The organism is Pelorhabdus sp. sgz311001 (assembly GCF_055901755.1).
The window spans coordinates 651,423-666,631 of the sequence record NZ_JBVXUT010000001.1 but is presented as its reverse complement, the minus strand read 5'-3'; the positions used below and the strand labels follow the sequence as shown (position 1 = coordinate 666,631).

Below are 15,209 nucleotides of genomic sequence, written 5' to 3'. Positions count from 1 at the left end.
ATGTAGCTGGTATGCGTCATATATGTGTTATGCATAACACATATATGACGCATACCAGTAAAACTCCTTCTTTTATCCAAAAAAATTTCAAACAAATTTAATTATAGATTATATCATAAGAAATTACTCCCAAAAGCCACTCTCATTAGTCCGTCTCAACAAACCAAATACCATTATCATTAAACAGCTTGATCTCTTTCCCACAAATCCTGCAAGTGTAACGCATTCCCAAGCCCCCAGCTTTTAGCGAAGCGGCTTGCCGAACGTCTAAAACTCGATCAATAGCAAAGCGGCGTCCATCGCTCCAGGTAATCTGAAGCGGCCTAATTTGCCCCTGCGTATCATGTTCTGCGACTACTTTGACTATTACCTTTCCCATAATAAAAACCTCTATCTAAAAAATGATGTTGGATAAATAACATGATCATCCTTAGGATTAAAGCCGGTCAGCATCCGATCCTGAAGCATAGAGCAGCGCTGAATGCTAAATTGACCAAATCGGCGCCGAATATCGTCGATCGTTTTCTCAACGGATTCTTTCACGGATGAGTCTTCTCCAAATAAATCTAGCTGAACATGGCCAGCTGCCGTAACAAGATCAGAACCGCGCACGCCTAAACTTCGAATCGGGCGATCCCAGCGATAATTGGTAAAAAATAGCTCAAATGCTTTGCCGGCAATATCTCCCGATACAAAAGTCGGCTGTTGCAGCTTCCCTTGCCGTTCGAAGGATGCCAAGTCATTGCCACGCACATAAATTGATACAGTCGTACATTTTAGCCCATGAGCCCTTAACCGCGCCGCAATACTCTCAGCTAATACATAAATGATCATTTTCACATCTTTATCATTGAACAAATCTCTATGCGTCGTTGTGCTATTTCCGATTGATTTAATAACCCGTTCTTCCCCGGCCTTTTTTACCGGCGCCGAATCAAGACCATTCGCAAAGCAAGAGAGAGTCTCACCCCATACACCTAGGAGCAGCTTTAAGCTATGTAGATCACGATTCGCTAGATCTCCGATTGTATAGACACCGCGACTTCGAAGTTTCTTGGCAGTTGATCGGCCCACATAAAGAAGCTCATCGACTTGCAGCGGCCAAACCTTATCTCGAAAATTCTCTTCTATTATAATAGTGGTTGCATCTGGCTTTTTCATGTCCGATCCGAGTTTTGCAAATATTTTATTCCACGAGACTCCGACCGAAGCTGTAACTCCGAGTTCGCTGCGAATACGCCGCCGTATCTCGTTTGCGATCTGTTCACCTGATCCAAGACGCCACACAGATCCAGTCACATCGAGCCAACATTCGTCGATCCCAAACGGTTCAATCTGATCAGTGTAATCGGCATAAATAGTTTTAGCCATTTGAGAGAAACGAAGATACTTCTTAAAGTCAGCCGGTACCGCTACCAAATCGGCTATTTTTTGTTTCGCTTCCCATATAGCATCGCCAGTTTTCACCCCAGCCTTTTTGGCAATATTATTTTTAGCCAACACAATGCCGTGACGTGCCTCGATATCACCACACACAATCACGGGCTTATCTCTGATTTCGGGCCGATACAGACATTCTACACTGGCATAAAAATTATTGAGATCCACATGCAAGATTGTCCTCGCCATATTTACGCCTCCAATAAGCGAACGTTTGTTCGTTTAAATTATAGGCGTTATAACGAAAAAATGCAAATGGAAATCTCCTCCCCAGTTGCAAGAACTAACGAAGAAGATTTTTTATCTTAGTACAAACTATTCCATATGTCTTAGAATCCTTAAAAGTAACATTCATAATCTATAAATTGTCTTCTACAACAAAACATATGATAGTTACTTTATCCCACCTTATTAATTTTAAGATACCCTTCTATAAAACTAGATATTTCATGTATAGTGCTATCTTCTTTTAAAACCTCTTTATCACTTCTCATTATTTCGTCTTTGTATTCATTCCAAAATGCTCTAAGTTTTTCTTTATCTAAAACAAAATGCCTAAATTGATTTCCAAAAGCTAATTTTTCAGTATTCAAATTAACATATTTTATAAGCAGCTTTTTATCATTCTTAAACAAATCTAAAAGGTAATCAGTAAATATTTTATTAATTTCATGTGCATCATCTCTCCCCTGTAAATCATAGTAACCGCAACCAATTCCTTGATCAATATTAGTGTTCCCAATTTGATAGATAATAAACTGCAGCATTCCTATTTTTGCATTTTCAATTTGTTCAGTTGATATTTCCCCCTTTATTCCTATCCCTTTTAAATCTTCGACAGAAATTTTTTCCACCATATCAAAAATGTTTATTTTCTTTTTTATTATTTCTTTATAAAACCCATCAAATATTTGTTGAGACATTTCTCTCATTTCGTCTATTAACAAAGTATGAGTTAGCCCTTCAATGTTACCAACATTAGGATTGAAACGCCTTTGAAGCGCACCATATAGGCTATATTGCTCGCCACCTCTATCACGGCAACAATTCAATCTTAAAACTAATAAGTCGTGCAAAACTAGTAAACTTCCACTTTCTCTATATTTGACTATTAAAGGATTTAAAACTTTATCAAAAACATATTCTCCAATTATTTTCTCTCTTTCTATCGAACCTGCATTTACCATTTCAATCTTATTGATAAATACCACCATATAACTAATCATTAATTCACGCATAGGCCAGTTTGAAAATCGAGATCCTTCTACACAAAGAGAAAATTTTTGAATATTCTCCAGCAAATATTCTATAATTAATTTACATTTCTCAGTATTAAAAGCCGAACTATAATTTCTTTCTAAAATCCGAAAAAATTCTTTATAAGATTTCCAATCTTTAAAAGTTTCGTCATCAAAGATGTCCTTTAAAAACAGTTCATCCTTTAGAAAGGCATTTTCTAATCTTTTATAATTATTATACTGTTGTGATAAGGGTGGTAAAATTCCATCAACTATCATATTTAAATATTTCTCTAAATTTCCCGTTGGATATGTAGAGTTCCACGATTCGTTAAAGCATGCACAAACACTAAGCATTTCTTCAGAAGGATTATTAGAGCTACCATATGCATTAGGAAAAGCACGTATTCTTTCATTATAATCAAAAACTTTTTCAAGTAAAAAATTTTCATCATCATTGCATTTTTTTGTAATTTCATCATATCTAATACTTTTCTTAAATTGTTGACTACCCTTATCACTATTTGCCGTCTCCACCGAAAATAAATGACAGCGTCCTTCTGTTTCCGAATGATAAATGAGTCCAAAAAGCTTTGGATATTGATTATATATTAGTATTAAATGAATTAAATCTGAAATATTAAAATCAAATATAGTAAAGTCAATTTTCTCTAATTCTATAAGCCTAATAGAGTTAACAATCCTTTTTAATTTCCTTATATCTCCAAGAAAAGGAATATATCTATGATAGTCACCAGTCCTACTGATATTTCGTAAGTATTCCCCTAAAACTTCTTTAATAAAAATACTTTTCTCATCTTTCATTTCCTTTTCTAAATATAAAAAATTAATTAAACTTTGGCTATTTACATACAGGCTAAACTTTGCGTTAATAAACTTCTCTAAAAATTCAACAGTTTGTTGTGCATTCATATCACTTTTTGCCGCATTAGTAATATTTTCTGAGCTATATGGCAAAACAAAAGTAATATTAGGTAAAAAGGTAAAATGCCTAATTCCATATAAAATTCTCTTTACATTTTTAAAATCTAAGCGATCTAAATCGTCTATAACAATTATAAATTTTTTATCACTTTTACAAAAAAATTCTTTTAAATCGCTGAAAATCCGCTCCTCATTTTCCTTTGCAGATGAATATTCCATTTTAAATATTCCTAACGTAATTGTAGGCTTAAAATTTTTAAGAGATGCTAAGTAGTTTCGTATAGAACTCTCTAGTTCAGGAACAAAAAAATCATTTCTAATTTTTCTTATTAATTCCCCCACGAAAATTTTAAATAGGTGTTCTTTACCAGCATAAATAAGCGGATTAAAAATAAATACAACTATTTTCCCAGCATAAGCCTCATCATTTTCCCACTTTTCCTTACATAAGTTGACTAAAGATGATTTTCCCGTTCCCCACGGCGCATCAATCCCAAATACAAAACAATCTCGGGATCCATTATTCAGTACAAACTTAGAAACTTTATTAACTTTTTCCTCCATATCTAGGTAGTCATCTTTAAATGTTGTTATTTCCTTATCCATATAAATAAAGGGAGTAGTTTTTTTACTGCTTTCCATGTTTTCATGTTTTTTTTCTACATAGGACTTCCAATAATTACATAAAAAATTAATAAGCAAAAAAACATATAAAAAGCATAACGTTACTAATAGTCCATATAAAATGTTACAATCTATATATTTAATAAACTGAGAAAGTAAATATAGAAAGTAAATATCAAAAAAACCGCCAACATAAGCCCCTACAAATAAGGCGCTAATAAAAAATAACATTTTATTTATCTGAAGATCTTTAAGTATTAAACTACTAATTTTCCAGACTCTAGCTCCCACGACTCCCCATAAAGGAATTACTGAGCATAATAAAAATAATATTTTTTGTATTGCTTGGTTTTCCTTTACTAAGGCTATATTTATTATGAAAGTTACAATATATGCATTCCAAATCATGAAGGCAGAATCAAAATAAATACGTACAAAAATTCCCCATATTATAATCTTCAATAAAAACATTAACATTAATATCATTCCACTTCATTTTATATTAAAATATGGCTTTATAATAACATTAGTACAAACAATTGCCAAACCCTTCAATTTCATTAATACATTTAACCATTTACTTATGAAAATCAAAGCATTGACTAATATTGCAAAAAAACAAGACCCTATATTGTCCAGGGTCTTACTCAATCTTATATTTCCTAATTAAATTGTAGCGATCAGAAACTCCTGAACACTGCATTTTTGGTGCCTAATCCACCAATTGCACTGTGTTTCTGCAAGAAGTCCCATTACCTTAACATTATTGCGCTTCAACTTTCCATCTGTGATCATCTGAGCGATCTCGTGCAGTACCGAAATTCGAATTTGCTGTGCAAACCAAACATATTCCGCAGCTCCTTTCAATTGCGGTAATGTACCAAAGAACTCTTCGACTTCAGCTTGCTGGCATGAATATTTATCGTTTCTCGCCATGATTAGCACTCCCTAACTTTTTAGGCGATTTGGTTTTATTCTTTTTCAGGTAAAAAGAAAATAAAAATAATCTCTCCTATCCATAAAAAAAGGAAATGAACTGTCCTCATTTCCCAACAAAATATTTATTATGATATTCATAATAAATTACGACTCATTACGATAAATAAGTTAAGCTTAATACCAAATGTTCATCTAAATTATAAAAACTGTCGTCCTCCAAATAAAATAAGGAAATTGAGTAATTTTCTATAAGTAGAGTGAGAAATTAATATCAAGAGTATTTATACATATATTTTTCTTCTCGCTTTTTAAAAGCTAATTCGCCGCCTTCCATAATATCACAAATTCCATCTCTAATTACTTTTTCTTCAATACAGCCTGCTTTTTTTTCTTTAAATAAAGATACCATTCCGTCTTTATTTCGTTCAAGTATAATAATGCCTTCTGCGTCACCAAGTACCGGAATATTGGGATTGTGTGAAACAATTATAATTTGTCTCTTTAACTTCATCTTTCTTATTGACTCAACAATTAAGTTATAAATCAAACTATTATCAAGATCATCTTCAGGTTGATCTATAATCAGCGGATTTCTCCCATTACTCAACAAAAAAGCTAAAACAGCTGCAGACTTTTGTCCTGGAGACCCTTCGTTGATATCAATTTCTACCCCATTATCACGTATCGTAATCTTAATTAGATCTTCTGGTAAAATATTAATTAAAGAAACAAGTGTATTTTTCTCTTTTTTTTCTTTCCATAGCTTGATAAATCTAGATTCTGTACATTCGTCATTAAAAAATCGATTTATATTTCCATCCTCGTTAATGAGCAAAAATAGCATATATTCTTTAAGTTTACTATAATCATTTGCGGGATCTAAAATATTCTGACAAAGCGCCTCGAATAAATTGTTGTAAATATCTTCTTTTCCAAATTCCTTCTGAATATTTTTTCTAAACCTACTTATATGTGCCATTGGTTCAATCTGAATTTTCAAAGTATCAATCGATGTATTTTCAATAATTGCTTTTCTACAGTCAGTTAAGCTCTTTCTAATTGAGATATATTCTTCAACAAGTTGCTTAATTCTGTTAACACTAATTTCTTCTTCATCTTTAAATTTAAGCAAAGACATTTCTCTATTTTTTAGTGCTCGTAGTTTCGCATCAATTTCTCCTGCATCCGCACTTCCTGTGCCTTGTAAAGATTTCAATACTTCTTCATATGTTTCTTTTGCTTTTACAACTAAATTATTAACTTCTGATTCTTCATACGATTTTGCCACTATATCTATTTCATCTATTTCCTGCTTAATCTCACGATTTACCTTCGATAAGCTTGCAACTAACTTGTTATTATATTCCAAAATTTTGCAATAGTTTTCATCTAATAATACCTTATCCATCTCGACAAGAGCCTGCTCTAAATTTTTCTGAAATGAAACATATATATCTTTAACAAAGCCTATGCTCGTATAGCCCTTTTCAAATATCTGGCTAATTTCAGCATACTCCTTTCTTTTTTTATCAAGACCACTTTCTTCAAATTGTTTCATTGCGGAATCAACTGATTTAATCTCAGATCTCAATGCGGATAATTCTTGATACTTTGCACGATAATTATATATTTTTTGAGATTCCGAAAACAATTCAGAAATAATATCGCCTAACTTATCTTGTATTTTATAGATATTGGTTATATCCTTTGAATCAATAATCTCTATAAAAGGACTTTTATCTGATACAGAGATATTATTCTCATCTTCCACTAATGAATATATTTCTTTTTGGCTATATATATCTGCCATAAACGTCGGTGGATCCGCAACTTCACCATTGGAATCCTCAATTTTATAAATGTAATTTTTAAGACCATTCTTAGTTACTTGAATTTTATATGAATTACAGCTTCCGAAATTATAGTATGTTGATATATTTCCACTTCTTTGTAGTGTCTTTTTTAACAACATTTTATCTTCAAATGTTTTTTCTCCCTGTAATGAGGCCCGAATTGATTCTATAAAAGTTGACTTTCCGGTTCCTCGCCCACCTACAATACAGTTAAAATAAGGAGAGAATCGCAAACTTATTTTATCGATGTGTTTAAAATCTTCTAACACTATACCTGAAATGTAATTCTGCAATATATCATTTGGATTATAATTTCGCCCTAACTTTTCAAATTCTACAAAGTCTATAACTCTGTACTCTGGATCAATAAAAACTTGCCTCAATCCTTCAAAGTCAAGAGTTGCAGCCTTTATCCATGAAAAGCGTTTTCCGATACCTTGGACACAATGTTTACTTTCATTAGAATCCATAGGATTATCTGATCCAGATATTTTAGCACATTTTTTAATAGCTCCTGCAACGACTTTATTATTATATTCTATTAAATCATCATTACTTCTAACTTCTATAGCAGAAAATGTAATATTATCAGTGTAATTTTTTATTGCATTAATATTAGTTCTACCCAGCCCTTTACTGGACGCAAAATGAGCCGGGATAATAAAAACATCATCACTTTTCTCTCTATACAAGCGGAAGAGTTTATCTTCACTCACAGTTTTTGTAGTATCTCCCCAGTTTTCGCTCCGTAGACCTAAATATTCAACAACATCGTCTTTTATCGTTGACAAAGGTAATTTGTCATTAAAAATAATAATAAAATGCGTAAAGTCTGCTGATACACAAATTTCAATTCCATAAAACACTTTAAATTTATTTTTATCTTCATAATTTCTTTTCACATTTTCAATGGCTTGAAGAAATCCTATAGAGTTGTGGTCGGTTATAACAACTCCATTAACTCCTGAAGCCTTAGCATTTCTAAGCCAATCGTCTGCTGTAATATCTTTGTCTGGAAAACAGTTGCTCTCTGGTGTATGCACATGAAAATCCACCTTATACCATTGCGCTAAAGACATTTTATCCCCTCCAAAATAATAATGGCTTATCTACGCCTTATTACTTTTCATATAGCTAAATTACATTAACTCTATTAATATGAAGAAGCGTTTATATATCAATAATTTTCTTAAACATTTATTAGTAAACTATTGTAAATTTATTCTTAACAAAGCAAAACTCCTGCTAATTCAGCAAAATTTTTACAATATTTCTTTTTTTCGTCATGAATATACTAACGCAAGTCTAAATTATATCGCACTGAATAAATCTCTTCCGACATATAAACTCAATAACTTACATCCCTCTAAGCAAACAAAACTCTTATTAAAAAATAAAATTGTTATAAGATATTTCAGACATTTTTGAAATTTTTAATTTAAAGACATAAATGTATTTGTAAATACTATAGTGTGACTTGTTTATAATGTAGCCAAAAGTCGTTTCTGCTTGTCCAATCGATTACACTTTTTTTATATTAAAATCCCCCTACCTCAGCCTCGCAGCCAAAGTAGGGGGTAATTCTTTACTTATGCAAGCCGTAACCAATCCCCAAGCCAGCTATGATCTTCCATAACGTGCATTGAAAGAGTAGGTCACTTTGTAGTTGTTCCTGTTCCGTTGCGTACTTCTTGAAGGACTGACTGGCACTCTTTAATTCTTCGTTCGCTGTCTGCAAGGATTTCTGCGCACTTGCCGTTTCGTTCTTGAGCGTCAGTAATTGCTGCTTTAATTCGGCTATTTGATTCTCCGACTGCTGCAGCTGTTGCTTCAGCACTTCGATTTGATTCTTCAAGACGTCCGACTCCTGCGAGGCTGTCGTCAAGTCCTGTGTCGATTCGATCAAGAGACTTTTCAGCGCCTCGTTGTTCTGCTGCAACGCTTCCAAGTTGTTCTGTAACGTCTGCAGCTGTTGTTCCGTCAGTGTGTACGTCCCTGAGCATGAACCAGTAGACCCCATACCCAACGATAAGCAAAACAATACCAATACAAACATACTTAACTTTCTCATTCATTTTTCCATCCCTTTCGATTTTTAGTTTTTAGTGCTTGATCAGTAAAATAAGTAATTCAACCGCCGAAGCTGCAGCAAAGAAAATTTTTGCTCCATCGGTAATAGAGCGGCCATGTTTTTGCCAGAAAGACTGAGCGGCTTGCTCTGCATCTTTCACACCTTCTTCTACTTCTTCGGCGGCTTCCTGTACCACCTTTTGAACTTGTGCGGCTTTAGCCTTAGAATTAGAAATCAGAATCAACTTATCTCTTTCATATTTCAGTGCTAAAATCGGCACTGTATACATCTCACTACCGTCTGCTTCTAATTCAGCAATCTTAGCCTCTAATTTTTGTAATGGCGTAGGATCAACAACATTAGTAGAATCAGGAGTTGGAGCCGGTTCTGGTTGATCGGGCGCGACTTCAGTAAGGTCGTCTAAAATACTAGCAAGAGGTTTCTTATCGCCCCAGCCTTCGCTTGTTTTTGGGCCATAGGCAAAATTGGTTAGCGTATCGACATAATAATCTCCTTCGCTCCCGATCAGCGCCGTAGGTACACCTTTTCCAAGTAAATTCATGTAAAATCATCTTCCCTTCTCTTTTTCGTTTTGAAATACAACAGCTCGCCATCTATCCATCACGGCGACTATAGTCGCTTTTGCATTAGGATATTTAGCGAGCAGTTCTGCTTCTAGGTCATTGATATATTTAAGTAATTCAACTATGGCTTTCATGCTCAATCATATTGTTCAAGGCTATTAGCCTTGATTGTCGCCATGATATTGTCAGCATAGTCTGGATCAGTTGCATATACCGTAGCAAGTTCCCGTACAAACAGCTCAATATTCTCAGTATCGCACCATACGCCCCAGGCACTTGCATATACAGGTTCTTGGGTAATCAAAATACACCAATCATCACATGCCTGCAAAAGATTATCATAGTCCTTAAATGTAGCTTTGATCCTCCACCAACCAGATCCAATGTAGATGTGTTCATCATCAGCTGCATAGCTGTTTTCGTCGCCGTATTCGCGGGTCCAAACAGCCACCGCCTTATCGCCATCAACAGCTTTACGCCCAAATGGGTTAAATTGCCCGATAACAGATTCTCCCCAGCCTGATTCCATCGCCCCTTGAGCAATTAAAACGCTAGCAGGGAGCCCATAACATTGGCATTGCACCTTTGCGGCTGGTGCCAGCCATGAGATAAATTCTTCTGGTGACATCTTAGGCATCTTGATCAGTCCACCTCGCTGCATAGCCCCGCGTGTCCACATGGACAAATAGGCTGTCATAATAACGTCCAATTCCATCAGCGCCGCATTCTTCCGCGATTTCCGCTAACTCGTCGACACTCATATTGTCCGGCACCAATACATCAGCAGCACATCCTTGAACATGCTGACTATTGGGAACGCCTCCGACTTCAGCATTGTGATCCGGACAACGATAAGCACAAGACAAACTTACAGGACCGCCAACACGTTCACGGATAGAATCTAACACTTCCAATAGTCGTTCGTCGATACCGCTTTCCGGCAGTTGTCCGCAGCACTTGCATACTAATTCAGACTCAGAAAAATATTTGCTTTCCATAATTACATACCCCCATTTTGATTATTTTTTATATACGGCTGGCCTTCTGGTGAGCCGTATTTGTTATTAATGAATTTGTTTCCAACCAGACCTCCGAGACCACCACCGCCAGTAAGAGCAGCGAACGTGTCATAATGCGGCCACGACTGATTTTTAAGCATTAAATAAGCGCTCCCAGCCAAAAAGGCTAAGAACGCTATAATGCTAAATAATCCGGTCCGGCTAGGTTGCCCTCCCTCATAAAGAAGACTAATCATAAACTTTTTAACTACCTTCAAATTCATCCCACCTTATCAAAAATTCTTTCACTGCGGCGCTCACACTCATCAGAATGCCTATCCAATGCTTTTAATACCGCATCAACATCTTCTTTCGTGGCCAATACCAGCACTGCCTTATCAATTCGTTCGTGTATCCGCATAATTGATTCAAGTGTTATGGCGCTTTTTTGCATAGTATTAATGTCACTTTGCAGTGACATTACCTGCTGATATAACAAATTGGCCCGTTCGTCATGTGCGGCGAAAGTTTTTCCAAGCCCCTCAATTGCTAAAACAATGCGCTCAATAAATTTTGGCAATACCTTAACTGTCACCCAAACAACGCAGCCGAGCATGACTAAAAACACAGTATTGGCAGCACCAAACTCTCTGAAAATATCTACTAAAAACTTTGCTAAATCCAATCTCTCACCCCCGGCGTTAAAAGGTCATAAAAAAACAGCCCCATCTTTAGCGACTGCAAGGCTCTCGCGGCATTCTTCGTCTTTTAATCATGACTCCCCGACTTCGGCTTTCTTCCATGCGATTTCAAGTGGCCACTGGCGTGGGCCGGTTATTTGATTCACGCTAATAATCGTCACTGAGCTAGTAACGGTTGTTCCTTTATTATGAGTTTTCTTGGTCCCCACCAAGACACTTTCTTTCTTGATCGATCCAATCGGCTTAATCTGATATGCTCCCACCTTAGGAATGGCGATAGAAGAATCTGGATTGACGCTAGTTTTCGGTCCGTATAGATTATCCTTTGTGGCGAAGCAAGGTAACGCTGCCATTATGATAACCTCACGGCAACGGCAGAAGGCGCGTTCCCTTCTGGCCAAAACGTAGAGATGGGATAATTTGTTCCTTGCTGATAATTAAGTGTAAAAGTATCTATGCGAAAACAGGTGTATGTGTCGCCATTGTACTGGATCGTATCACCATTATTGATATTATTACCGCCACCAGCAAGAAAGCCTTCAAACTTACCGATCATACCATAACTGGGACTAGAAAGATAATTTTCACTCAGAAAAAAGTTCTTTGCTAAGTTAGGCTGAAGTCTGGTAGGCGAAAAAGGTGCACGAATTTGTTGTATGTCAGGATACCACATATTAGCGTCCGTCAAACCGGTTCCTTCGTCGGGCGGCCCCGCCGTTACGCACTGGTTCCACGCAGGAAGCCCTGGTATAAACGATCCAAGCCACGACATTCCCCTGGCATTTTCGCATTTTGCGTACTGGATGTCAGGAAGTCCAAATACATTAAAGACCCATTTGGTTGTGTAAGCATCTGACGGCTTCGTTAACAACATGATTTTATTTTTGTCAGCGTAGATATAATAATCAATCAGCGCGTCTAGTGGTAAATCAGCGGGGCTTACTCCATAGCCATCAGGCATGAAAAGTCCCATATTGTAGTACGGCCTTGATGGGTGCAAGAAAGTTCCCGCTGTTCCACTCGCGCCAGGTGTATAGCCAAGTTGAAGCTGGGCGCTCCATCTATGCGTTGTAGCAACAGTTCTCATGCTATAAGCTGCATTGTTAGCAGCTGAAGTCACTTGTAAATAAGGCCAAATTCTAAGCAGAAGTTTCTTATCCCCGTTTATTCCTGCACTAAGAAGAACATCGCCATCAATAGCAGGGCTAGAGCTTATGTTTTGCCATCCTGCATCCAAACATGAAGTCAAAAACATATCATATAAATCTTTTTTAGCGCATTGGCCTTTAGTAAAAATCTGTGCCATGTTATCTCTCCTTTACGCAATTTGAATTGCAACAAAAGTTTTTGCAAAACTGTTATACCAAGCGGCATTAGTTACGTTTAGTGCTTTGAATTTGGCATTGCCAACAGGAATAATATCGCCATGGTTAAGTTTTTGGCTATCGCCAACCATATACACACCGTCTAACTTTCCGACCTCTCCGCATATATCTGAGACATAATAAGGCTCATTCAAAAGATACACGCCATTGCAGTTTGGTACTTTTGAAATTTGAATATAAGACAACGCACAATTATAAATATCGCCATAACTTCCCATTGTATTATGAGGATAATCAGAGCAACACAAAACCCCACTAGCATTCATGTTCAATTGTGGTGAAGCCGCAAAAACAAGACCTCTCGAATCAGAATTATTTACAACATGCTGAGTATCAGGAAGGCCGATATAAAGCAAAGAAGCATATTTCGTGACAACATCAGGCGCCTTTAAAGCAAGAATCAATTTGCTTTTATCGACGTAAATGTCATACTCAAAAATTGTCGTTGGATCAACAGTTACGCTTGTATTGTTAGCAAATACCCACCTGTTGATTGTTTGTGCTGGTCGAGGTGTGCTTCCCGCCGCGCCACTTGCCCCAGGCGTATACTTCATGCACAAGCGGAAATTTATTTCCGTTTGATTGTTTTGGTTTGACCTAACAGAATAAGTTGTACTGTTATAATTAGCCGCGCTCATTCCAATAGCAGAAGCTGGATAAGGAAACATTTGAAAAACTAAGTTTTTGTCACCATTTATTCCATTACTCACCAAAACATCACCATCGGCTAGATTTGAACTGATATTTTGCCACCCAGCTGCAAGCAGCGAATTAAGAATCAAATCATACACACCAGTCCGTTTCACGGTCCCTGATTTAAAAATATAAGCCACAGTCATCCCTCCTTACAGATTGACTAATTTAATCAGCAATTTAACATTAAAATCTTGCTGCGTTGTATTAGAAACCCTGATGTATAAGCTTTTTCCGCCGCTTTTATCTCGACAAGGTACCGCAGCAATATCATTGATGACCGACTGCTCAAGGCTTCGATAAATCTCGCGGTCCGCCTGAGGCGAATCAAAGAGCGATATCCTTAAGGCGCCGCCATTGTCCGATATCGCATAAACAGTGCGAATATCAAAGGTATCGTAATTGACTACTGCAGCAAAGAAATTTGAATTACCAGCCGTAACCGGCACAGTCTTTTCGATTTCGATTAATTGCTTAGCCAGGCTCGCGGTGAGATCGTTAGCAAGCTGATTTTCTTTTATAAACTTCATGACGGCCTCCTTACGTTATGTCCATGACGGATAGAGTCGCGGATATATTACCATTTGAGCACGTTGCATACAGATAGTCCCCATTTTCGAGAATTATTTTTTCCGTGTCCAGGACGAAAGTATCGGCCGCCTTTATCTCTAGATTATTAATAATCAGAGACTGACTTCCAACGCCTCCGGTCTTGGAAACTAGATAGAGATTCAATACTTCAGGTGAACCATTTGAAGTATTACAGAAAAAAGCAGCTGTAACAGCATAGCTACTATTTGCTGCAGTCGCGCAAATACTTTTACCGGTTGTCGGTACCGCTGAATTTAAAATCATGCTTTAGCCCCCTCTCTATAGAACGATTGCATATTTTACAATATCCTTTTTGGTTGCAAGCCTGGCCTTACCATAAAGCAAAATCCCGTCAGTTTCCGTCAGTTTATCCAATGTCGCCTTGTTATCATGCTCATGGGCCTTCTTAACAGCATCAGCGAGGTTTGCCTCTGTTTGTTTATAGGAATCGAGCAAGTCTTTGTTTGTATGCGTATGGGCCTCTTTTTCAAGATCAGCAATTCTTTGCCGCTCTGCATCGCTATAATCGTTCGTCGAAAGGCCCTTGCCCTCCACCTTGTCTACTTTATTTGCTAGTTGAGTGATTATAGCGGCAAGGGAATCGTCCTCAGAGGATAGCTTATCAGCGAGTTCTTTTAGAGTATCTAAAGCCTCTGGCGCTCCTCCAATTAGATCGGCTATCTTCTGGTCTGTATACTTTTGCGCATCGGCTGTTGTGATTAAAGTATTGAGCAATGCCCTAAGGCCCGTAATCGCCTCAATCGGATGCTGATCGGCGGCACTGCGCCCCAAAAGATCATTATGCTGCAGCCTGCCGGACCCAATCTTTTTCAACACCCAAGTGACTGTGCCATCTAATTTTGTATCGCCTTCGCCGTAAAAACCAGTTGGCGGCGTTGCTGCCGTAATCCCCGCAACAGTACACTCCAAAAAGCCCCATTGCGGCAGACCGTCCATTCGGGCGATATCGCCTTTGGCCACAGTGAGCTTAGGCTGCCAAATAGGAAAATGAGCCACACTATCAGCATGACTCATCGGTAAAGCGTTTTGATCTACGGCCTCTAAGGCTTCATTTATGCTGTCTTTCCCAAATTTCTTACTGCCATCGATCAATGGTATTTTCAAATTGTTCGTAACAGCCACTTGC

Annotated in this window: 17 protein-coding genes; all 17 read right to left on the bottom strand. The window is 37.1% G+C overall.

Annotation, left to right across the window (positions count from 1 at the left end):
- Positions 1-145 precede the first annotated feature (145 nt).
- The 17 genes from AC0MXB_RS03450 to AC0MXB_RS03370 all read right to left on the bottom strand — a co-directional run bounded on the left by AC0MXB_RS03450 (position 146) and on the right by AC0MXB_RS03370 (position 15,205).
- Positions 146-379 (bottom strand): hypothetical protein, encoded by a 234-nt coding sequence (locus tag AC0MXB_RS03450; RefSeq protein WP_474038213.1) that lies wholly within the window; start codon positions 377-379, stop codon positions 146-148.
- Positions 380-390: 11 nt separating this feature from the next.
- Entirely contained in the window at positions 391-1,629 is a 1,239-nt protein-coding gene (locus tag AC0MXB_RS03445; protein WP_474038212.1) for a DNA polymerase Y family protein, read from the bottom strand.
- 209 nt (positions 1,630-1,838) lie between these two features.
- Positions 1,839-4,724: a KAP family P-loop NTPase fold protein gene (locus AC0MXB_RS03440; protein ID WP_474038211.1), complete on the bottom strand. Its 2,886-nt coding sequence runs from the start codon at positions 4,722-4,724 to the stop codon at positions 1,839-1,841.
- Positions 4,725-4,913: 189 nt separating this feature from the next.
- Positions 4,914-5,183, bottom strand: coding sequence for a hypothetical protein (locus AC0MXB_RS03435; protein ID WP_474038210.1), 270 nt, complete (start codon positions 5,181-5,183; stop codon positions 4,914-4,916).
- Positions 5,184-5,457: 274 nt separating this feature from the next.
- A complete protein-coding gene (locus AC0MXB_RS03430) occupies positions 5,458-8,118 on the bottom strand; it encodes a TrlF family AAA-like ATPase (RefSeq protein ID WP_474038209.1) in 2,661 nt (886 codons plus the stop codon).
- 576 nt (positions 8,119-8,694) lie between these two features.
- Positions 8,695-9,042 (bottom strand): hypothetical protein, encoded by a 348-nt coding sequence (locus AC0MXB_RS03425; protein ID WP_474038208.1) that lies wholly within the window; start codon positions 9,040-9,042, stop codon positions 8,695-8,697.
- Between the two features lie 99 nt (positions 9,043-9,141).
- Positions 9,142-9,672: a hypothetical protein gene (locus tag AC0MXB_RS03420; protein ID WP_474038207.1), complete on the bottom strand. Its 531-nt coding sequence runs from the start codon at positions 9,670-9,672 to the stop codon at positions 9,142-9,144.
- A gap of 158 nt (positions 9,673-9,830) precedes the next feature.
- Entirely contained in the window at positions 9,831-10,331 is a 501-nt protein-coding gene (locus AC0MXB_RS03415) for a glycoside hydrolase family 73 protein (protein WP_474038206.1), read from the bottom strand.
- Complete coding sequence (locus AC0MXB_RS03410) at positions 10,324-10,692, bottom strand: YcbK family protein (protein ID WP_474038205.1); 369 nt, start codon at positions 10,690-10,692, stop codon at positions 10,324-10,326. Before AC0MXB_RS03410 ends, AC0MXB_RS03415 begins: the two co-directional genes overlap by 8 nt.
- Before the next feature lie 2 nt (positions 10,693-10,694).
- Positions 10,695-10,970 (bottom strand): hypothetical protein, encoded by a 276-nt coding sequence (locus AC0MXB_RS03405; RefSeq protein ID WP_474038204.1) that lies wholly within the window; start codon positions 10,968-10,970, stop codon positions 10,695-10,697.
- Between the two features lie 2 nt (positions 10,971-10,972).
- A complete protein-coding gene (locus AC0MXB_RS03400) occupies positions 10,973-11,377 on the bottom strand; it encodes a hypothetical protein (protein ID WP_474038203.1) in 405 nt (134 codons plus the stop codon).
- 87 nt (positions 11,378-11,464) lie between these two features.
- Positions 11,465-11,746, bottom strand: a complete 282-nt coding sequence (locus AC0MXB_RS03395) for a hypothetical protein (protein WP_474038202.1) — start codon at positions 11,744-11,746, stop codon at positions 11,465-11,467.
- Entirely contained in the window at positions 11,746-12,699 is a 954-nt protein-coding gene (locus tag AC0MXB_RS03390) for a hypothetical protein (RefSeq protein WP_474038201.1), read from the bottom strand. The genes AC0MXB_RS03395 and AC0MXB_RS03390 overlap by 1 nt, the downstream gene beginning before the upstream one ends.
- Positions 12,700-12,711: 12 nt before the next feature.
- Positions 12,712-13,611: a hypothetical protein gene (locus AC0MXB_RS03385; RefSeq protein ID WP_474038200.1), complete on the bottom strand. Its 900-nt coding sequence runs from the start codon at positions 13,609-13,611 to the stop codon at positions 12,712-12,714.
- A gap of 12 nt (positions 13,612-13,623) precedes the next feature.
- On the bottom strand, positions 13,624-14,001 hold the full coding sequence (locus tag AC0MXB_RS03380) for a hypothetical protein (protein WP_474038199.1): 378 nt from the start codon (positions 13,999-14,001) through the stop codon (positions 13,624-13,626).
- A 10-nt stretch (positions 14,002-14,011) separates the two neighbouring features.
- A complete protein-coding gene (locus tag AC0MXB_RS03375; protein ID WP_474038198.1) occupies positions 14,012-14,326 on the bottom strand; it encodes a hypothetical protein in 315 nt (104 codons plus the stop codon).
- Between the two features lie 15 nt (positions 14,327-14,341).
- Complete coding sequence (locus tag AC0MXB_RS03370; RefSeq protein ID WP_474038197.1) at positions 14,342-15,205, bottom strand: hypothetical protein; 864 nt, start codon at positions 15,203-15,205, stop codon at positions 14,342-14,344.
- Between the last annotated feature and the right edge of the window lie 4 nt (positions 15,206-15,209).